The following is a 20,344-nucleotide window of genomic DNA, read 5'->3' as shown; positions in this document are numbered from 1 at the left end:
TGAGTGAGTTCACCCAAGATGTTGCGGGGCCTGCTGTCGTTCAGCAGCATGACCATGGTCTCGCGGGTTCTCGGCCTGGTCCGGGACCAGGTGGTGACCTCGACCTTCGGCACCAACGCCATCACCGATGCTTTCTGGGTCGCCTTCAGGATACCCAATTTCCTGCGTCGGCTGTTCGCCGAGGGTTCCTTTGCCACCGCATTCGTGCCGGTGTTCACCGAGGTGAAGGAAACCCGCAGCCACGCCGAGCTGCGTGAACTGATGGCCCGCACCGCCGGCACCCTGGGCGGCGTGCTGATGCTGGTGACCGCGCTGGCGCTGATCTTCGCGCCGCAGCTGGCGTCGGTCTTCTCCAGTGGGGTGGACACCGACCCGGCCAAGCAGGGCCTGCTGATAGACCTGTTCCGCCTGACCTTCCCGTTCCTGCTGTTCGTCTCGCTGACGGCCCTGGCCGGCGGTGCGCTGAACAGTTTCCAGCGCTTCGCGATGCCGGCGCTGACCCCGGTCATCCTCAACCTGTGCATGATCGCCGGCGCGCTGTGGCTGGCGCCGCGGCTGGGTGGCACACCGGAAAAGCAGATCCTCGCCCTCGGCTGGGCGGTGCTGGCCGCCGGCCTGCTGCAGCTGCTGTTCCAGCTGCCTTCGTTGAAGGGCATCGACCTGCTGACCCTGCCGCGCTGGGGCTGGAACCATCCGGGCGTGCGCAAGGTGATGACGCTGATGGTGCCGACCCTGTTCGGCTCGTCGGTGGCGCAGATCAACCTGCTGCTGGACACCGTCATCGCCGCCAAGCTGACTGACGGTTCGCAGTCCTGGCTGTCGCTGGCCGATCGCTTCCTGGAGCTGCCGCTGGGCGTGTTCGGCGTGGCCCTGGGCACGGTGATCCTGCCGGCGCTGGCCCGGCACCACGTCAGCACTGACCGCGAAGGCTTCTCGCGCTCGCTGGACTGGGGCCTGCGCATGACCCTGCTGATCTCGGTGCCGGCGATGCTGGGCCTGGTGCTGCTGGCCGAACCGCTGATCTCCACGATCTTCCAGCACGGCCAGTTCACCGCCTTCGACACCCGCATGACGGCGCTGTCGGTGTACGGCCTGAGCTTCGGCCTGCCGGCGTTCGCGCTGCTGAAGGTGGTGCTGCCGGCGTTCTACGCGCGCCAGGACACCAGGACGCCGGTGCGCGCCGGCGTCGCCGCGCTGGTGGCCAACATGGTGTTCAACTTCGCCCTGCTGGCGGTGCTGTACCAGGTGATGGTGCCCGACGAGCTGAAGGCGCAGGGGGTGATGGCGGCGCTGGGCAAGCAGCCCGGCCTGCACCTGGCGCTGGGCATCGCCAGCGCGCTGTCCAGTTACCTGAACCTGGGGCTGCTCTGGTACTGGCTGGGCAAGACCGATGTCTACCAGCGGCGTCCGGGCTGGGGCGGCTACCTGCTGCGCCTGTTGCTGGCGTGCACGGCGATGGTCGGCGTGCTGCTGGCCCTGCTGTACTGGTTGCCGGGCTTCTCGTCGATGGGCGTGTGGGAACGGATCGGCGCGCTCGGCCTGCTGGTCGGCGGTGGCGGGCTGACCTATCTGCTGGCGATGGTGGCGATGGGCTTCCGTCCGCGCGACCTGCGTGGGCATTGATCGTGGCTCCCGGCGGCTATACTTCAGGGTTACACCATTGAAGGGGCGGGCTTCGGCCGGCCGGAACGAGAGTTGATGAGCAGGCTGTTCAGAAGCGTCGAGGGCGGGGAGCTGTTCCCCAACGGAAGCGTGGTCTGCATCGGTGCATTCGACGGCCTCCACCTGGGCCATCGTGCGCTGGTGCGGCACGCGGTCGCGCGTGCGCGCGCCTTGGGTGTGGCTGCGGTGGCGGTGGCCTTCGAGCCCTTGCCGCGTGAGTTCTTCGCCCAGGGTACGCCGCCGCCGCGGTTGACCCTGGCACGCAGCAAGGTCGAGATCCTGCACGAACTGGGCGTTGATGCGATCGGCCTGCTGCGCTTCGACGCGGCGATGGCGGCGATGCCCGCCGAAACCTTCGTGCGCCAGCTGCTGGCGCAGCGCCTGAACGCCCGCGAGGTCTGGATCGGGCCGGAGTTCTGTTTCGGCAACCGTCGCCGTGGCGATCTGGCCCTGCTGCAGGCGCTGGGCGCCGAGCTCGGTTTCAGCGCCGGCGAGATCGAAGCGGTCGACCTGCATGGTGACCGCATCTCCAGCACCCGTATCCGCCAGCTGCTGCAGGAAGGCGACTTCGCCCGCGTCGGCGACCTGCTCGGTCGCCCGTACTCGATCAGCGGGCGGGTCGTACGCGGGCGCCAGCTCGGCCGTACGCTGGGCTTCCCCACCGCCAACCTGCGTTTCCCGAAGACCCCGGCACTGTCGGGCATCTACGCGACCTGGGTGCACGGGGTGTTCGACCAGCCGTGGCCGTCGGTGTCCAGTTTCGGTACCCGGCCGACCGTGGACGGCGTGGAGCCGCTGCTGGAAGCGCACCTGTTCGATTTCCAGGGCGACCTGTACGGGCGCCACATCGAAGTCGAATTCGTTGCCAAACTGCGTGACGAAGAGAAATTCAACGATCTGGCGGCGCTGACCGACCAGATGCACCGCGACGCCGAACAGGCGCGTGCCATCCTTTCCGAACATAGATTGCGAGCCACTGCGTGAGCCAGGACTACAAGACCACCCTCAACCTGCCGGCCACCGAATTCCCGATGCGCGGCGACCTGCCCAAGCGCGAGCCGGGCATTCTGGCGCGCTGGGAAGAGCAGGGGCTCTACCAGCAGCTGCGCGACAACGCCGCCGGCCGCCCGCTGTTCGTGCTGCATGACGGTCCGCCGTACGCCAATGCGCGCATCCACCTGGGCCATGCGGTCAACAAGATCCTCAAGGACATCATCGTCAAGTCGCGCTACCTGGCCGGCTTCGATGCGCCCTATGTGCCGGGCTGGGACTGCCATGGCCTGCCGATCGAAATCGCGGTGGAAAAGAAGTGGGGCAAGGTCGGGGTGAAGCTCGATGCGGTCGCGTTCCGGCAGAAGTGCCGCGAGTTCGCCGAGGAGCAGATCGACATCCAGCGCGCCGACTTCAAGCGCCTGGGCGTCACCGGCGACTGGGACAACCCGTACAAGACCCTGAGCTTCGATTTCGAGGCCAACGAGATCCGCGCGCTGTCCAAGGTCATCGCCAACGGCCACCTGCTGCGCGGCGCCAAGCCGGTGTACTGGTGCTTCGATTGCGGTTCGGCGCTGGCCGAGGCCGAGATCGAATACCAGGAAAAGACCTCGCCGGCGATCGACGTGGCCTACACCGCGCGCGATGCGCAGGCCGTGGCGCAGGCGTTCGGCGTAAGCGTGCCGGCCGACGTGGAAATGGCCGTGCCGATCTGGACCACCACCCCGTGGACGCTGCCGGCCTCGCTGGCGGTATCGCTGGGCGCGGACATCCGCTACGTGCTGGCCGAAGGCCCGGCGCACAACGGCAAGCGCCGTTGGCTGGTGCTGGCCGCTGCACTGGCCGAGCGCTCGCTGCAGCGCTACGGCGTGGACGCGGTGGTGCTGCACGGTGAGGCCGAAGGTTCGGCGCTGGAAAACCAGCTGCTGATCCATCCGTTCTACCCGGAGCGCGAGATCCTCGTGCTCAACGGCGAACACGTGTCCGACGAGGACGGTACCGGTGCGGTGCATACCGCCCCCGGCCACGGCCAGGAAGACTACGTGGTCAGCCAGAAGTACGGCCTGCTGGACAAGTACAACGCCGGCCAGGTGACCCCGGTTGACGGCCGTGGCGTATACCTGGAATCGACCCCGCCGGCAGGCGAGGTGGTGCTGGCGGGCCAGCACCTGTGGAAGGCGCAGGAGGCGATCGTGCAGGTGCTGCGCGACAGCGGCGCGCTGCTGGCCTTCGTCGAGATCCGCCACAGCTACCCGCACTGCTGGCGGCACAAGACGCCGGTGGTGTTCCGCGCCACCCCGCAATGGTTCATCTCGATGGACAAGGCCAACCTGCGCAGCGATGCGCTGGCCGCCATCGACACCGTCGGCTGGTTCCCGACGTGGGGCAAGGCGCGCATCCAGAGCATGGTCGACGGCCGCCCGGACTGGACCATCTCGCGCCAGCGCACGTGGGGCGTGCCGATCGCACTGTTCACCCATCGCCAGACCGGCGAGATCCACCCGCGTTCGGTGGAGCTGATGCAGCAGGTGGCCGACCGCGTGCAGGCCGAAGGCATCGACGTGTGGTACTCGCTGGACGCGGCCGAACTGCTGGGCGCTGAAGCGGCCGACTACGAGAAGGTCACCGACATCCTTGATGTCTGGTTCGACTCGGGCGTGACCCACGAAGCGGTGCTGGCTGCCCGTGGCTTCGGCAAGCCGGCCGACCTGTACCTGGAAGGTTCGGACCAGCATCGCGGCTGGTTCCAGTCCTCGCTGCTGACCGGCGTGGCCATCGACAAGCGCGCGCCGTACAAGCAGTGCCTCACCCACGGTTTCACCGTGGACGAGCACGGCCGCAAGATGTCCAAGTCGCTGGGCAACGGCATCGAGCCGCAGGAAATCATGAACAAGCTGGGCGCGGACATCCTGCGCCTGTGGATCGCCTCGGCCGACTACAGCAACGAGATGTCGCTGTCGCAGGAAATCCTCAAGCGCACCGCCGACGCCTACCGTCGCCTGCGCAACACCGCACGCTTCCTGCTGGGCAACCTGGACGGTTTCGATCCGGCCCAGCACCTGCGCCCGCTCGACGAGATGGTCGCGCTGGACCGCTGGATCGTGCATCGCGCCTGGGAACTGCAGGAGAAGATCAAGGCCGCGTATGACAACTACGACATGGCCGAGATCGTGCAGCTGCTGCTGAACTTCTGCAGCGTGGACCTGGGCTCGCTGTACCTGGACGTGACCAAGGACCGCCTGTACACGATGCCGACCGATTCGGATGGTCGTCGTTCGGCGCAGAGCGCGATGTACCACATCGCCGAAGCGTTCACCCGCTGGGTGGCGCCGATCCTGACCTTCACCGCCGATGAGCTGTGGGGGTATCTGCCGGGCGACCGTGCCGCCCACGTGCTGTTCACCACCTGGTACGAGGGCCTGGCTCCGCTGCCGGCCGACGCACAGCTCAACGCGGCCGACTTCGACCAGCTGCTGGCCCTGCGCGAGCAGGTGGCCAAGGTGCTGGAGCCGATGCGCGCCAATGGTGCGATCGGCGCCGCGCTGGAAGCGGAGATCACCATCGCCGCCAGCGAAGAGCAGGCGACCCGCTGGCAGCCGCTGGCCGATGAACTGCGCTTCCTGTTCATCAGCGGTGACGTGCAGGTGCGTCCGGCGACCACCGACGAGGTGTTCGTCAGCGCGCAGCCGACGCAGAAAGCCAAGTGCGTGCGCTGCTGGCACCACCGTGCCGACGTCGGCAGCAGTGCCGACCACCCGGAACTGTGCGGCCGCTGCGTGACCAACGTCGCCGGTGCCGGCGAAGTGCGGAGCTGGTTCTGATGGCCGCCGCGCGCCCGCATCCGAATGCGCTGATCTGGCTGCTGCTGTCGGCAGTCATCATCGGCCTGGACCAGTGGTCGAAGGCCTGGGTGCTGTCGAGCCTGCCGGAGTTCCAGCCGGTGGTGGTCATCGACGGCTTCTGGAACTGGTACCGCACCTACAACACCGGGGCAGCGTTCAGCTTCCTGAGCGATGCCGGTGGCTGGCAGAAGCATTTCTTCACCGTGCTGGCGATCGCCATCAGCGGCCTGATGGCCTGGTGGCTGCGCGCGACCGCCCGTGGCAACTGGAAGGCCGCCGTGCCGTACGCGCTGATCATCGGCGGTGCGATCGGCAACGTGATCGACCGCCAGGTGCATGGCCACGTGGTCGATTTCATCCAGTGGTACGTCGGCGAGCATGTCTGGCCGTCGTTCAACATCGCCGATTCGGCCATCGTGGTGGGTGCCGTAGGCATCGCCCTCTTTGGCCTGTTCGACGGCAAGTCCGCCAAAAAGGCGGATAATGCCAACCCGAAACCGTAAGCCGGCCGCTGCCGGGAGACTGAACTGATGGATGTGCTGCTCGCCAACCCGCGTGGATTCTGTGCCGGTGTCGATCGTGCGATCGAGATCGTCAAGCGCGCGATCGAAACGCTGGGCGCGCCCATCTATGTCCGCCATGAAGTGGTGCACAACCGCTTCGTGGTCGATGACCTGAAGCAGCGCGGCGCGATCTTCGTCGAGGAACTCGACGAAGTGCCGGACAACAACACCGTCATCTTCAGCGCCCATGGCGTGTCCCAGGCCGTGCGCCAGGAAGCGGAGCGCCGTGGCCTGAAAGTGTTCGATGCGACCTGTCCGCTGGTGACCAAGGTCCACTTCGAAGTCGCCCGTCACTGCCGTGCCGGCCGTGACGTGGTGCTGATCGGCCACGCCGGTCACCCGGAAGTGGAAGGCACCATGGGCCAGTGGAACCGCGAAGCGGGCACCGGCCAGATCTACCTGGTCGAGGACGTGGAGCAGGTGGCCACGTTGCACATCAACCAGCCGGAAAACTTCGCCTACACCACCCAGACCACGCTGTCGGTGGATGACACGCGCGGCATCATCGATGCGCTGCGCGAGCGCTACCCGGCGATGCAGGGGCCGAAGAACGACGACATCTGCTACGCCACGCAGAACCGCCAGGACGCCGTGCGCGACCTGGCCAAGCGCTGTGACCTGGTGCTGGTGGTCGGTTCGCCGAACAGCTCCAATTCCAACCGCCTGAGCGAGCTGGCCCGCCGTGAAGGCGTGGAGAGCTACCTGATCGACGGTGCACACGAGATCGACCCGGCCTGGGTGGTGGGCAAGCAGCATATCGGCGTGACCGCTGGTGCCTCGGCACCGCAGGTGCTGGTCGATGGCGTGCTGGCGCGTCTGGCCGAGTTGGGCGCGTCCGGTATCGGTGAGCTGGACGGCGAGCCGGAATCGATGGTGTTCGCGCTGCCGAAGGAACTGCGCCTGCGCCTGGTCGACTGACCGGCAGCGCTGCCGGTGGTGCGAACCCTGGTTCGCATTGTCGGCTGTACGTCATCCACGCATGGCGTGGATCTACCCGGTACTGCTCTGCTTTCCAGTAGATCCACGCCATGCGTGGATGCTGTCAGTCTTCGCCAGCGCTCCGATGAGGCTTTGCCGCATCTGGTCGATGCGCCACTGACCATGACCTTCGGCCATGGGGCTCGGCACCTCACAGGCCTAGCATCGGGGAATCCTTCGCTGCTGGAAGTTGCCGATGAAAGCCCGTGCCCTGGTGATGTCCGTGCTGTTCGCGCTGGCGGCTACGCCCGCGCTGGCGCAGACTCCGCCACCGGGTGATACCGCCGCCCCCGGCCTGCTGCGCATCGACGTCGATGCACGCGACCTGGCCCGGCGCATCTTCAAGGTGACTGCCACCGTACCGGCCAAGCCTGGCCCGATGACCCTGCTGTACCCGCAGTGGATTCCCGGCAACCATTCGCCCACCGGCCCGATCGACAAGCTGGCCGGCCTGCGCGTCACTGCCAACGGCAAGCCGCTGGCCTGGCAGCGTGACCAGTACAACGTCTATGCATTCAAGGTGAACGTGCCCGAGGGCGTGAGCGAGATCGTCGCCCACTTCGACTTCCTGTCCTCGCAGGGCGGCAGCCAGGGCCGGGTGGTGATGACCCCGGAAATGCTCAACCTGCAGTGGAACGCCAACTCGCTGTATCCGGCCGGCGTGGACGCGCGCAACCTGCAGGCGCAGGCCAGCGTGACCCTGCCCAAGGGCTGGGCCTACGCGACCGCACTGGAAACCGCACGCCGCGATGGCGACACCGTGGTGTTCAAGCCGATTTCCTATGACCACCTGGTCGATTCGCCGCTGTTTGCCGGTGAGCATCACCAGCGCATCGACCTCGACCCGGGCGCGAAGGCGCCGGTACATCTGAACGTGTTCGCCGACGATGCCAAATCGCTGAAGCCGACCGACGCGCAGCTGAAGGCGCACCGTGCGCTGGTGCAGCAGGCGGACAAGCTGTACGGCGCGCGCCACTACGACCACTACGAATTCCTGCTTGCGCTGACCGATCGCCTCGGCGGCATCGGCCTGGAGCACCATCGTTCCAGCGAGAACAGCGCCGACCCGGGCTACTTCACCGAGTGGGACAGCAACGCGTGGATGCGCGACCTGCTGCCGCATGAGTACACCCATTCGTGGAACGGCAAGTATCGTCGTGGTGCCGACCTGGCCACGGCCAACTTCAATACGCCGATGGGCGACAGCCTGTTGTGGGTGTACGAAGGGCAGACCCAGTTCTGGGGCCAGGTACTGGCCGCACGTTCGGGGCTGTGGTCCAGCGAGCAGGCGCGCGACATGCTGGCCAACGTGGCCGCCACCTATGATCGTGGTCGCCCGGGCCTGGCCTGGCGACCGCTGCAGGACACCACCAATGACCCGACCATCGCCCAGCGTCGCACCCTGCCGTACCGCAACTACCAGATGAGCGAGGACTACTACTCCGGCGGGCAGATGCTGTGGCTGGAGGTTGAGGGCAAGCTGCGTGGACTCACCGGCAACCGGCGCAGCCTGGATGACTTCGCGCGTGCCTTCTTCGGCGTCGGCAACGGCGACTGGGACGTCAATCCGTACACCTTCGATGACGTAGTGGCGACCCTCAACGGCATCGCGCCGTACGACTGGGCGAGCTTCCTGCGCCAGCGCCTGGACGGGCACGGATCGCTGACCGGTGGCCTGGAACTGGCGGGCTGGAAGCTGGTCTACCGCGATGCGCCTAACGAGGCCTACAAGGCGCAGGAAAAGCGCGCCAAGGCAGCGCTGCTGGCCTACTCGCTGGGAGCGACGGTGCTCGACAGTGGCGTGGTCGGTGATGTGGTCTGGGACAGCCCGGCGTTCAATGCCGGCCTGGCACCCGGCATGAAGGTGATCGCCGTTGGTGGCCGCGAATACAGCAGCCAGCGCTTGAAGGATGCGGTGGCTGCGGCCGCCACTGACAAGGCGCCGGTCACGCTGCTGGTCAAGCAGTTCGACCGCATCGACACGATGAAGATCGACTACCACGGTGGCCTGCAGTATCCGGTGCTGGAGCGCATCGCCGGCCGCCCGGATCGCCTTGCAGAGCTGTGGAAGGCACGATGAAGCTGCGCACGCGCGATGGGTTGATCCTGGTGGTGGCCGTTCTGGCCATCATCGGCGCCTACCTGGACGGCGACGGGCGCTGGCTGCACTGGTTGGCCAAGCCGGCGACCACGCTGCTGATCGCCGCCATCGCCTGGCAGGCGCGGCCGGCGGGCGATGCGTTCTACCGGCGTGCGGTGCTGGCCGGCATGCTGTTGTCCTGTGCAGGTGATATCGCGCTGATGCTGCCGATCGACGCATTCGTGCCAGGCCTGGTGGCCTTCCTGCTGGCGCACCTGTGCTACATCGCCGCGTTCCGTGCCGGCCTGCGCGCGGGCCGCGGATTGCTCGCTGCCTTCGTGCTGCTTGCCGCATTCGCTTCGATCAACGTCACCGGCCTGTGGCCGCATCTACCGCTGCCGATGCGCGTTCCGGTGCTGGCCTATGTCGTGGTGCTTGCCGCCATGGCGGTGCTGGCACTGGCCCGCTACTGGAAGCGGCCGCACGTCGACGCACTGGAAGCGGGCAGCACGCGTTGGGCTGCCGCTGGCGCACTGCTGTTCGTGGCCAGTGATTCATTGCTGGCGTGGGATCGCTTCGGCGGTGGCCTGCCGATGGCCAGCCTGCTGGTGCTGTCCACCTACTACGCTGCGCAGTACGCCATCGCCCGCTCGGTGAGATAGCCCTTTTTCTACTGCAGGTTGCCCTTGGCGTCGTAGCGCAGGCGTACGGTCTGGCGGTCGCCGGCTACTTCATCCGGCAACCACGCCAGCTTGCCGCCCTTGCGGATGACCACATACACATGGCCGACGTCGGCGGGCGTACGCATCAGTGCATTGCGCTGTTGCTGCAGGGCCTGCGTCACCCGTGGCACGGCATCGAAATCGATGTTGGCCAGTGCAGTGCTGCTGCGGCGCAGGGTGATGGTCGGCGCGAACTGCTGCGGATTCACCGCATCGCCCTTGCGCCATTGTCCGCGTTGGTAGTGGTAACTATCCACGTGGCCCGGCTGCTGTGGATCGACCAGGTCGATGTCGATTCGGCCGTCGTCATGGAAGTGGATGCTGTGGAAAACGACCAGGCGTTCGCCGGCCAGTCCGGGCATCGCCTCCAGCGCCTGCCGTGCCACCTGCAGGCGCTCGCTGTCGAGCAGCAGGTTCGGCCGCGCGCGCCTTGACAGCGGCATCGGTTCGGGCGCCGCCCGTGGCGTTGCGATGGCCACCGTTCGCAACGGTTGTTCCCATGGGTCTTGTTGCAACGCATCCGCAGGCACGGTCGATGCGGCGCCACGCAGGGTCGCGTTGACGGTCTGCAATGCGCCGCCTGCCGTGGCGGCACCGGCCAGGGCCAGCACCACCCCGGCGAACACCAGCGGCGTGGACACGGGCCGCTTCACGCGTGCTCCATGCGCACGCTGCGGCGATCATCCGGGTCGTAGAGGATGTCGACCTGCCCGCGTGGAATGTTGGCCAGTTCGAGCAGCGCAACGAAGCGGCGCACGCTGGCCTGCTGCACGTTGCCCTCGCGGTCGAGATATTCCAGCTTGAACTCGACCTGCGGTTGTTCGTTGACGTAGGTGCCGGTCTGGCGCACGTCGAGCACCTGCGCTTCGGCGCCGATACCACGGTACTTGAGCGCTTCGCCGCGCGCGTCGATCTGCAGTGTGCCGGCCAGCAGGCGCGCCAGCAGACGCAGGCCGATCAGGTAGCCGCACAGCACCAGCGGGCAGACCAGCAGCGGATGGCCGAAGCCCAGGAACGTCCAGCCCAGTCCATCGCTCTGCAGGCGATAGGCCATGACGTAAGCGGCAGCGACCACGACAATGCCGATCAGGCTGCCGATGCCGCGGCGCCACAGGCTGGCGCGGTCCAGTTCCGGTTGCGATCCTGCCAGCATCAGGTTGGGCGCGGGACCGGGTGTGGGGCTGAGCAGCACCTCCAGCTGGCTGCCCACGGTGAAGCGCTGCAGCTGTGGCTTGCTGTCGACCACGACCAGCGTTTCGGTGATCGGGGTGCCGGACAGATTGTCGAAGGCCAGCTGCAGCCGCCACTGCGCGAAGCCGCGCACCTGCACGCCGGTCTGTTCGGCCTGCTCGATGCGTGCGTTGCGTGGCGTGCCGTCGGCCAGGATGCCGCGCACACGTTGTAACGCACGGGGTGGCGCCAGCAGCAGGTAATGCAGGAAGGCGTACAGCAGCACCAGCCATAGCGTCAGCGACGTCGCCAGCAGGGCCAGTGCCAGCCAGGGCGCGCTGCGGTCGCCCGCTTCCAGCGGCCAGCTGGTGCCGAAGTAGAGCAGGCAGGGGAAGGGCAGCGCGAAGAACAGCATGAGCGCGCCCAGGAACCAGAGGTAGGCTTTCATGACTCGCCTTCGACGCCGTGGAACAGGCGGCGTAGGGTACTACGCTCAGCGGAATTGCAGGGTCAGCAGGAAGTAGCGCCCGAGTGGATCGTCCAGCCCGGGCATCTGCCCGCCGCTGCCGACCAGGTGGTTTACCGGCCGCGTATCAAGCAGGTTGTGCACGTCCAGTGCGGCAATCACGCGCAGGCTCAGCCGCCGCGCCAGATGCAGGTTCCAGCGCAGCTGCGCCGGGTTCATGCAACGGCCCTGGTCATGCTGCTCCTGCGCGCACGCTTCACCGGCCAGCCATGCGCGGGTGCGGCCGACGCGGTTGCCTCGCAGGGCGATGTCCCAGGACGGGTTCTGCCACTGTACGTTGAGGATGCCCGCGTTCGCCGGCGTGGCATGCCCGCGCAGGTCCACCGATTCGCCATGGCCGCGATCACGACGCAGCTCCTGCTGTTTCAACGCATCCAGCGAGAACAGCCACTGCCCGTTGCGACCGGTATCCACCCGGTACTCGCCACGCAGTACCCAGTTGCGCGAGGTGGTGCGGCCGATGTTGTCGAATGACAGGCGAAGATCACGCAGGCGGCCCTGCTCATCCAGTTCCCAGGTGCCGGGATTCCACAGTGCATCGCTGGGTTGCAGTGCGAGGATCTCGTTGCGCAGTTCGACGATGTTGTGGGTCAGTGACAGCGAGAACGCATCGTTGGGTGTCCAGCTGGCGGCCAGCGAGTGGCTGCGCGAGGTCTCGGCTTTCAGCCCGTCGTTCTCCGCCACCTCCACTTCCACCGCGCAGCCGCCATCGCGCAGCGGGCGCGCGCACGTCGGCAGGGACTCCGAGGCGGGCAGGCCATACAGGCCGAAGTAGCCCGGTGGCCGCCGGCGCTCGAAGATGCTGGGAGCGCGGTAGCCGCGGCCACTGGCCAGCAGGAACGACCAGTGCGGGCTCGGGCTCCAGCGCAGGCCGGCACGCGGCGAAAACGCAGTGTCACCGCCATCGCGGTCCAGTCGCGCGGCCACGTCCAGGCGCAGTGTCGGCGCCAACGGCAGGCCCACTTCGGCGTAAGCGGCGTTGCTCTGCCGCGACAGCCGGCGTTGCTCCATCGGCAGTCCCAGCGCCAGCTCGCCCTTGCCCAGCAGCGGATCGGGCAGCGAGGTCCAGCGCTCGCGGCGCAGATCGATACCGGTGGCCAGTTGTGCTGCACCGCCGGGCAGTGTCATCAGGGTGCGCTGCATGCCCCACCAGCCCTGCCACTGCTCGGTACGTCCGCGGTTGTGGATGGCCGGGAACAGCTCCTCTGCCAGCCCCGCCGGCAGGGTGGAAAATCCGGGCAGGAAGTCCAGCGTGCGTGCTGCTTCCAGCAGGCGTTCGCTGCGCACGGTGCCTTCGGTGCGCAGGTCCACCTGGCTGCGCTGCGCGCTGAGGCCAGCATCCCAACTGCGGCCGGCGCGCTCACGGCCCATGCCGAAACTGATGTCGCCTTCGGTGGCATGCACGCGCGGGCGCACTTCGCCGCCTTCCTGCAGGACCACGTTGAGGATCGCGCCACGGCTGAAATTGAGGGCGACGGCGGTCGGGCCCAGCTCGAAACGCTGGCGGTTGTGGCTGGCGCGTGCTTCCACGTAGGCGTAGCGTCCGTCACCGCGCTCGTGGCGATAACGCAGGTAGCCGGACAGCGTTTCCGACGCCGGTTGCAGCGAGCGCGGGCGTGCGTTGTCGAACCAGCAGCCGTCGTCTTCGCTCTGCAATGGCGGATGGCACTGCGTGGCCGGGTAGTAATCACCGTTGGGCATGATCAGCCCGATCGGGTACAGCGAGGTTTCCGCATGCCAGTCGCGCTGGTCACCGGCCACATGCTGCAGGCGATGCAGATCGATGCCGGCGAACCAGCGGTCGCCGCCTTCGCGTACGCCGCCCGTGGCCGCCTGCAGCCGGTACTGATCGCCATCGCCACGGCTGCTGACACCCGATTGCAGCGTCGCTTCCGGTCCCTCGGCCTGGTCACGCAGAATGATGTTGACCACGCCGGACATCGCATCGGCGCCGTAGATGGCCGAAGCACCGCCACGCACCAGCTCGATGCGCTCGACGAAGCTGAGCGGAATGCCTCCCAGATCGGTCAGCCCGCCTTCTTCCAGCGACACCATCGGATAGCGCGGCAGGCGCCGGCCGTTGACCAGGAACAGGGTGGCGCGTGGGCCCATGCCGTCCAGGCTGGTGGTGGCGGCCGCGCCGACCGGCAGGTACAGCGAGTCGCCGCTGCGCGAGGTGCTCAATGGCGGATGGCCGTTCATGCCGGGCAGGTGGCGCAACAGGTCGAACAACGTGCCGTAGCCGCTGCGCAGGATGTCCTCGCGATCGATCACCGTTACCGGCAGCGTGGTCTGCACGGAGGTGCGCGGCAAGCGGCTGCCGGTGACATGGATCGGCGCCAGTTCCACCTGCACCGGCTTCGCTGGCGCGGGCGGCGGTGGCCGCCGTACCGGCTGCGCGACCACTGCGGGAGGGGCAGCGTGCCGGCGCACCACGAATCCGCCGCTGGGGGTCTGCAGGATATTCACCGGCATGCCGGCGACCAGCTGCTTGAGTGCGGCGGCCGGCGCCAGCGAACCGGCGACGCCGCCGGTGCGCAGGCCGGTCAGTTCACGTGCGTCGAACACCAGGGCAATGCCACTCTGGCGTGCCCATTGCTGCAGGGCCGGCGGCAGGGCGCCGGGAGCGATCCGGTAGTCGACCTGTCTGACGGCTTCTGCTGACGCCGCCGTTGCCGCCGCACCGGGCACCAGCACAACGCACAACAGGGCCTGCAGCAGACCCCAGCGCAGCACGTCCCACCGAAGCACGTCCCAACGAAGCACACCAAGCGCCGGCATCGGCCGCCGCCTCAGTAGGTGCGGCGCAGTTCCAGCGCGCCATCCGAGCGCGGCTGGCCAGCAATGGACCACCCCAGTTCCAGGGCGGAAAGCAGTTCATGCGCATCGCCTGCGCGGAAGGTGCCGCTGACCGCGAGGTCGGCGATATCCGGGTCGGCGACCACCAGTGGCGTGCTGCCATAGCGGTTCATGCGCTCGACCACAGTGGCCAGGGGCGTGCCGTCGAACACCAGCTTGCCCTGCGGCCAAGCCTCGGCGGCGGCAGTCGAGGACAGCTGCGGGCCTGGTTGGATCTTGCCGGAGGCCAGGACCTGCAACTGCTGGCCCGGGGAGAGCGTGTGCTGCGCACTGCCACTGGTGACTTCCACCACGCCTTCCAGCAGCGCGACCTCGACCCGGCCGTCAGCCAGGCGTTCAACCTGGAAGGTGGTGCCGATATCGCGGATCGAACTGCCGCCGGCCTGCACCCGCAGCGAGCGCGATGACGGTTCGACCTGCAGCTGGATGCGACCGTGTTCCAGCGCCAGTTCGCGCTTGCGCCAGCCGAAGCGTGCGGTCAGCGTGGTGCCGGCGTCGAGGGTGGCGATGCTGCCATCGGCCAGGGTGCGCTGCTGCGGCAGCAGGCTGGCGTTGGCGTAGGTCAGCGGTGTGGGATTGCCATCGGTGTACAGCATCCAGCCCAGGCCAACGGCCAGGCACACGCCTGCAGCGGCGGCGACACCGGGCAGCCAACGCCGCTGTGGCCGGCGTGCCGCACGCGCGGCGGCGGTGCGCAGCCACGGGTCGCTGGCCAGGCCGGCGCTGCGCTGGTGCAGCTTCTCGGCCTGCACCCACGCGCTGACATGTGCCGGATCCTCGGCCAACCAGTCCTCGAAGGACTGCCGTTCTTCGGCGCTGCAGTCGGAGGCGTCCAGCCGGGCCACCCAGGCGCTTGCGTGTTCAAAAAGCAACGTGTCATCCCTGTTGTCGTTGCGGATCATTCGGCATCTCCATCATTGTGGAGAGGATCGGGGCCCAGCTCCTTGCGCAGGCCCTGCAATGCACGGGCAATGTGTTTTTCCACGGTCTTGGCGGTGATGCCGCAATGCCGGGCGATCTGTGTATAGCTCATCCCGGTGATGCGGTTGAGCAGATACACCTCGCGGGCACGTTCGGGCAGCTTGAACAGTGCCTGGCGCAGCAGGGCGAGCATCTGCCCGGATTCTGCCTGACGCAGCGGATCAGGAGAAGCACTGGCGGCTTCTTCGTTGCCGTCGCGTTCGGTCAGCGACAGGTGGTTGCGCGATTGTGGCGAGCGCCCGCGGTCTGCCAGGCGGTTGCGGGCGATGCGGTACAGCAGCAGCCGCAGCTCCTCGGTGCCGTGCGCGCGGTAGCGGATCAGGCGCTCCATGCAGTCCTGGGCGATGTCCTCGGCATCCTCGGGGCCGACACCGCGGGCGCGCAGGAAAGCGCACAGCGGCGCGCGTTCCTCGCGCACGAATGCGATGAAGGCATCCGGAACCCCGGGCAGATCCGGCGCAGGACGGAGCAAAGGGGAGGGCGCGGACAGGGGAGGGCCTCGGACGACGATGACGGACGCGTCACCGAGTTTTACGCGACGGTGACCGGATGGGGAAGCCCACGTTTCTCCCGCATTTCCATTGTGAATGCATTCATGTTTTTTCTCGCCGTCGACTGGGGGCGGCGAGCCCGCTGCTGCGTTCTGCTTTCGACCCGCGTGGTGCGGGCGGAGAGAGAGAACGCAATGAAGCATTCGAAGTTGAGCATCGCCCTGGCAGGCCTGGTGGGTATCGCGACCCTGGGCCAGATGGATGACGTCATGGCAATGAATTATCACGTGCAGGGCGATCGCGTCGTGCTGAGTGGCGGTGTCACCGTCGCCGACGTCGTCGCGCTGCCGGCGCTGCTGGCCAAAGCGCAGGCCGAAGGCCGCCCGATCCGCGAAGTCGTGCTGCGCACCTCCAATGGTGGCGCGCTGATCGCGGGTGAGTGGCTGCAGGGCGTGATCCGCACCAACGGCCTGAACACCATCGTGTCCGGCCACTGCATCTCGTCCTGCTCGATCATGCAGTCCGGTGGCGTCGAACGTTACCTGGCCGGCGACCTGCCGCTGGTCGACTCGGTGCAGATCCACGCTGCCAGCAACAGTGGCAAGGTGATCTACACGCCGTCGCCGCGGATGACCGAGATCTACACCGGCAACTACGGCGGCGGCATGGATGCCGGCCTGCTGCACAAGGCCATGTACGAGGTGGTGCAGCCCAACGGCCTGCTGGTGTTCCGCGACCCGGCCCGGACCACCGGTGCTTCGGTCAGCTTCGATCCCGATGGCAGCGGCCGCAGGCTGGAGACCTTCCCCGGCCAGGACATCTACAGCAACAACATCATCACCGCCGCCGGTTACCGCGATCCGGGCGATACCCTGACGGTCACCGGCAATGTCAGCGGCGACATCAATCCAGGCTACCTGCGCACTGCGCGCCAGCTGCAGGCGTTCGTCGATGACGACTTCGCGCGCTGGAACGATACAGACTTCGCCACCACGTACATCAACTATGCGGTGAACATCTACAACCGCTCCAGCGCCGGCCCGAACGGCATCGGCCCGGCTTCGGTGCAGGATTACCTCAACGATCCGGGTACACAGCAGCTCCTTCTGGGCCAGCTGCGCCTGGATGAACTGGACGCCTCCACGCTGGGCAATTCGGCTGGCGTGATACGCGTCGCCAAGGGCGGCACCTGGCGCACCGCCGAAACCACCGGCGCCGATTTCATGCTGGTGGAGAACGGCACCATCGCCCTGGAAGGCGGCGCGTTGCGCACGCCGGAGCTGCGCGTGCTGGCGGGCGGCATGGTGGTCGGTCACGGCGACATCGCCTCGGTTGCCACCGACTCGAGCGCACTGCTCAATGGCACTGGTCCTTCGTACCGCGAGGATGGCTTCAACCGCCTACGCGTGTACGGCACCCTGATGCCGCGTAGTGGTGATCTGGTCACCCACGGCTACGTCAACATCATGCCGGGCGGCAAGGTGCTGTTCGACGTGACTGAAGCCGGCGGCTACCAGGCCGGGCGCCTGCGTGTGGGCGACTTCTACGACAGCGGCGCCAACGAGGGTGCGCTGGTCATCTCGCCGGGCGCCCACCTTGAACTGAACGTGGCGCAGGGCTTCTACGCCGGCAACTACCAGCGTGAGCTGGTGAGCGGCCCGATCTACCAGGGCGGTTTCACCGATGCGGTGCGCTTGGGTGACACCGGCTATACGGCCAGCATCACCGACGGCGAGGTGTTCCGGCCGCGCCACAATTCGCTGCTGAGCTTCAACATCAACCAGACCGCCGAGGGCCTGTCGCTGACCGCCAACCCCGGCTTCGACCAGCTCGCGCAGCTTACCGGCAACAATGGCAACGATGGACTCGGTCGCGCGCTGGCCACTGCCGGCCAGCGCCAGGATGCCGGGCTGAAGCCGCTGCTGGGGGCGCTGCAGTTCGCTGACCGCGATGTGATCGCCCAGCAGGCCGGTGCGCTGCGCGGTGATGGCCATGCCAGCCTGCGCCTGGCCGACAACGCGCTGGTCGGCAGCATCGGCAGCGTGGTGCAGCAGCACCAGGCCGCACGGCGCAGCGGCAGCGGTGATGCCGGTGGCTTGGCGGCACAGGCCGCGCAGGCGGCGTCAGCTCAGCCGGGCATGGCCAATGGCAGTCTGTTCAACCAGTTGGCGATGCATCTGGTGGAGCCGGCGGGGACGGGCGGTGGCAGCACCAACTTCGGCGACGAAGCGCCGCGCAGCCATGGCCTCTGGGGACGCGGTTTCGGCAGCCATGGCCGCATCGATGGCGAGGGCGGCGTGGCCGGCCTGAGCCATACCGTCGGCGGGATCGTGCTCGGTGCCGATACGCAGCTGGCCGATGACCGGGTGACGCTGGGCGTCAGCGTTGCCGCCGCGGACATGTCGACCAAGGGCCGCGATGGTTCCGGGTTCACCGGCGACGTGCGTGCGCTGGATGTGGGCGGCTACCTGGATGCCACCTACTCGCGTGGTTACCTGTCGGCCTCGGTGCGCTACACCGACCTGCGCCACGACACCCGCCGCAGCATCGATGGCATCGACGGCCTGCCGGGTCCGTTGCGTGCCAAGTACAACAACGATGCGATCTCGGCCCGGCTGGAGCACGGCTTCTCGTTCACCACCGCCAAGGGCGTAGTGATCCAGCCGCTGCTGCCGGTGGTCGATTACGCGCGCACCTCGGCCACCCGTTTCAATGAAGGGCAGGGGGCCGGCGCACTGGTGGGGCGTGGTGACAGCCTGGAAAGCATCCGCGTCGGCGCGGGCCTGCAGGTGTTCAAGACCTTCGAAGGCAACAACGGCGAGCGCATCACCCCGCGCGCGCGCGTTGTCTGGCAGAAGGAACTGGGCGACACCCAGGCCCGTTACAGCACCGGCTTCGCCGCGGCGCCGGACCTGGTGTTCGGTGCCAGCAGCCAGACCGTGGGCGAGCAGGTGCTGGCCTGGAACCTGGGCGTGACCAGCCGCGCCACCGATCGCCTGTCGGTGATGGTCGACTACGTGGGCGAGCGCCGCGACGGCCAGCTGCAGAACGGCGTGATGCTGGGCCTGGGCTATACGTTCTAAGGCAGTACCGGCACCGGCGGCCGTCGCGCCGCCGGTGCCATCCCCATCAGGGGGCGGGTGCGCTATGGTCGTGGCGGATTTCCGCGCAGGCCTTGCCATGCAGATCGCCGTTTTCAGTGCCCGTCCCTACGACCGCCGCTTTCTGGAGGAAGCCAACCAGCACGAGGGGGCAGGGCAGGATTTCCAGTTCGTGTATTTCGACGCGGCGCTGGACGTGCACGCCGCCGCGCTGGCACAGGACTGCGCCGCCGTCTGCGTGTTCGTCAACGACAGGCTCGATGCACCGGTGCTGCAGGCCCTGCATGCACTGGGCGTACGCGCGGTGCTGCTGCGCTGTGCCGGCTTCAACAATGTGGACCTGGCCAGCGCAAATGCGCTCGGCCTGTTCGTCGCCCGCGTGCCGGCCTACTCGCCGGAAGCCGTGGCCGAGCACGCTCTGGCGCTGGTGATGACCCTCAACCGGCACACCCATCGCGCCTACAACCGGGTGCGCGAGGGCAACTTCATGCTCGATGGCCTGCTCGGCCGCACCCTGCATGGCAAGACCGTGGGCATCGTCGGTACCGGCAAGATCGGGCTGGCCACCGCGCGCATCTTCCGCGGCATGGGCTGCACCGTGCTGGGACACGATCCATATCCCTCGCCGGCGTTCACCGGGATCGGCGCGATGGTTGAACTGGACGAGCTGCTCTCGCGCTCGCACATCGTCTCGCTGCATTGCCCGTTGACCCCGGATACCCAACACCTGATCGACGACGGCTCGTTGGCGCGGATGAAGCCCGGCGCGATGCTGGTCAACACCTCGCGTGGCGGCCTGGTCGATACCCATGCGGTGATCCGCGCGCTGAAGTCGCGCCGGCTCGGCCACCTGGCCATCGACGTCTACGAGCAGGAAAGCGCGCTGTTCTTCCAGGACCTGTCCGGCGAGATCATCGACGATGAGGCCTTCCAGCGCCTGATGACCTTCCCCAACGTGCTGGTGACCGGCCACCAGGGCTTCTTCACCGTGGAGGCGCTGCAGGAGATCTCGGCGATCACGCTGGGCAACCTGGCCGATTTTGCGGCGGGGCGGGAGTGCGGCAACCGGGTGGCGGCGGGTTGAGGGGCCGGGCGGGTGGGCGTTTGACGGCAATCGTCACGACCGGATTGACCGCAGGGGCAGGGCGACCGTAAAATTGCCTGCTTCGCCGGAATAGCTCAGTTGGTAGAGCGGCGCATTCGTAATGCGTAGGTCGTAGGTTCGATTCCTATTTCCGGCACCAGTTTCAGCAAAAGCCCCGGCCTTGGCCGGGGCTTTTTGTTTGGGCGGCACGGTTCTCCGTCGGCCCTCGCCCCTGGGCCCTTCAGCTCTGCCTATAATCGGCCGCGCAGATCACCTGCACTGGTTCACCCGCAC

Annotated in this window: 14 protein-coding genes and 1 tRNA gene; 10 read left to right on the top strand and 5 right to left on the bottom strand. The window is 67.4% G+C overall.

Annotation, left to right across the window (positions count from 1 at the left end; genetic code table 11):
- Window positions 1–18 precede the first annotated feature (18 nt).
- The 7 genes from murJ (at window position 19) to AC3WTC_RS09790 (ending at window position 9,778) form a co-directional block, all read left to right on the top strand.
- Window positions 19–1,623: a murein biosynthesis integral membrane protein MurJ gene (gene murJ, locus AC3WTC_RS09820; protein ID WP_139784945.1), complete on the top strand. Its 1,605-nt coding sequence runs from the start codon at window positions 19–21 to the stop codon at window positions 1,621–1,623.
- 75 nt (window positions 1,624–1,698) lie between these two features.
- Complete coding sequence (locus tag AC3WTC_RS09815) at window positions 1,699–2,646, top strand: bifunctional riboflavin kinase/FAD synthetase (protein WP_025873849.1); 948 nt, start codon at window positions 1,699–1,701, stop codon at window positions 2,644–2,646.
- The gene (gene ileS, locus AC3WTC_RS09810; protein ID WP_492711346.1) at window positions 2,643–5,474 is read left to right on the top strand and encodes an isoleucine--tRNA ligase; all 2,832 of its coding nucleotides are present in this window, start codon (window positions 2,643–2,645) and stop codon (window positions 5,472–5,474) included. The genes AC3WTC_RS09815 and ileS overlap by 4 nt, the downstream gene beginning before the upstream one ends.
- Window positions 5,474–5,998 (top strand): signal peptidase II, encoded by a 525-nt coding sequence (lspA, locus tag AC3WTC_RS09805; protein WP_032975973.1) that lies wholly within the window; start codon window positions 5,474–5,476, stop codon window positions 5,996–5,998. The genes ileS and lspA overlap by 1 nt, the downstream gene beginning before the upstream one ends.
- 27 nt (window positions 5,999–6,025) lie before the next feature.
- A complete protein-coding gene (gene ispH, locus AC3WTC_RS09800) occupies window positions 6,026–6,976 on the top strand; it encodes a 4-hydroxy-3-methylbut-2-enyl diphosphate reductase (protein WP_059063475.1) in 951 nt (316 codons plus the stop codon).
- Window positions 6,977–7,232: 256 nt separating this feature from the next.
- Complete coding sequence (locus AC3WTC_RS09795; protein ID WP_492711345.1) at window positions 7,233–9,116, top strand: M61 family metallopeptidase; 1,884 nt, start codon at window positions 7,233–7,235, stop codon at window positions 9,114–9,116.
- Entirely contained in the window at window positions 9,113–9,778 is a 666-nt protein-coding gene (locus AC3WTC_RS09790; protein ID WP_263929746.1) for a lysoplasmalogenase, read from the top strand. The genes AC3WTC_RS09795 and AC3WTC_RS09790 overlap by 4 nt, the downstream gene beginning before the upstream one ends.
- 8 nt (window positions 9,779–9,786) lie before the next feature.
- Here the strand turns inward: AC3WTC_RS09790 and AC3WTC_RS09785 are convergent, their stop codons facing one another.
- The 5 genes from AC3WTC_RS09785 to AC3WTC_RS09765 are packed head-to-tail and all read right to left on the bottom strand — an operon-like array spanning window position 9,787 to window position 15,792.
- Complete coding sequence (locus AC3WTC_RS09785) at window positions 9,787–10,491, bottom strand: hypothetical protein (RefSeq protein WP_223482124.1); 705 nt, start codon at window positions 10,489–10,491, stop codon at window positions 9,787–9,789.
- Window positions 10,488–11,456: a hypothetical protein gene (locus tag AC3WTC_RS09780; RefSeq protein WP_492711344.1), complete on the bottom strand. Its 969-nt coding sequence runs from the start codon at window positions 11,454–11,456 to the stop codon at window positions 10,488–10,490. Before AC3WTC_RS09780 ends, AC3WTC_RS09785 begins: the two co-directional genes overlap by 4 nt.
- A gap of 45 nt (window positions 11,457–11,501) precedes the next feature.
- Window positions 11,502–14,315 (bottom strand): TonB-dependent receptor domain-containing protein, encoded by a 2,814-nt coding sequence (locus AC3WTC_RS09775; RefSeq protein ID WP_492711343.1) that lies wholly within the window; start codon window positions 14,313–14,315, stop codon window positions 11,502–11,504.
- 11 nt (window positions 14,316–14,326) lie between these two features.
- Window positions 14,327–15,295 (bottom strand): FecR family protein, encoded by a 969-nt coding sequence (locus AC3WTC_RS09770; protein WP_492711342.1) that lies wholly within the window; start codon window positions 15,293–15,295, stop codon window positions 14,327–14,329.
- Complete coding sequence (locus tag AC3WTC_RS09765; RefSeq protein WP_080149532.1) at window positions 15,292–15,792, bottom strand: RNA polymerase sigma factor; 501 nt, start codon at window positions 15,790–15,792, stop codon at window positions 15,292–15,294. Before AC3WTC_RS09765 ends, AC3WTC_RS09770 begins: the two co-directional genes overlap by 4 nt.
- 267 nt (window positions 15,793–16,059) lie before the next feature.
- Here AC3WTC_RS09765 and AC3WTC_RS09760 point away from each other — a divergent pair, with 267 nt between their 5' ends.
- The 3 genes from AC3WTC_RS09760 (at window position 16,060) to AC3WTC_RS09750 (ending at window position 20,210) form a co-directional block, all read left to right on the top strand.
- A complete protein-coding gene (locus AC3WTC_RS09760; RefSeq protein ID WP_492711341.1) occupies window positions 16,060–18,948 on the top strand; it encodes an autotransporter domain-containing protein in 2,889 nt (962 codons plus the stop codon).
- Between the two features lie 97 nt (window positions 18,949–19,045).
- Complete coding sequence (locus AC3WTC_RS09755; protein WP_492711340.1) at window positions 19,046–20,050, top strand: 2-hydroxyacid dehydrogenase; 1,005 nt, start codon at window positions 19,046–19,048, stop codon at window positions 20,048–20,050.
- A gap of 84 nt (window positions 20,051–20,134) precedes the next feature.
- Window positions 20,135–20,210 (top strand) — tRNA-Thr (locus AC3WTC_RS09750).
- The last annotated feature ends 134 nt before the right edge of the window (window positions 20,211–20,344 follow it).

The organism is Stenotrophomonas sp. FW305-C-20-S1 (assembly GCF_058783335.1).
The sequence above is the reverse complement of the archived record's forward strand: the minus strand, read 5'-3'. Positions and strand labels throughout refer to the sequence as shown.